This window comes from Methylobacterium sp. E-045 (genome assembly GCF_022829685.1).
Lineage (GTDB): Bacteria > Pseudomonadota > Alphaproteobacteria > Rhizobiales > Beijerinckiaceae > Methylobacterium.
On the sequence record NZ_JAKSYE010000116.1, the window covers coordinates 1 to 399 of the forward strand.

Sequence of the window (399 nt, forward strand, 5' to 3'; positions counted from 1 at the left end):
CTTGGTGAAGCGGCCGGCGAGGCCCGGATTGGTGTCGATGAACCGGCGCATGTCGTTGGTGTAGCCGGCGACGATGACGATGATCCGGTCGCGGTTGTCCTCCATGAACTTCAGCAGGGTGTCGATCGCCTCCTTGCCGAAGTTCATGGAGGACAACCGCGACCGGATCATCGTCATTGTCGCCGGCTACACCAACGACATACGCCGGTTCATCGACACCAATCCGGGCCTCGCCGGCCGCTTCACCAAGACCCTCGAGTTCCCGCCCTACAAGCCGAAGGAGCCCTTCGAGATCCCCCGGCGCCTGGCCGCCCGCCAGCAATTCGCCCTGCCCGCCGGATTCGAGGCGGCGCTGACCCCGTGGCTCCCCTCGCGCCCCCGCCCCCGCGCCTCGTCCAA

The 399-nt window shown here is 66.9% G+C and carries 1 pseudogene; it reads left to right on the forward strand.

Annotated elements, in window-relative coordinates:
* Window positions 1-133: 133 nt before the first annotated feature.
* Window positions 134-399, forward strand: a pseudogene (locus MKK51_RS21210) (ATPase); the annotation flags it as partial.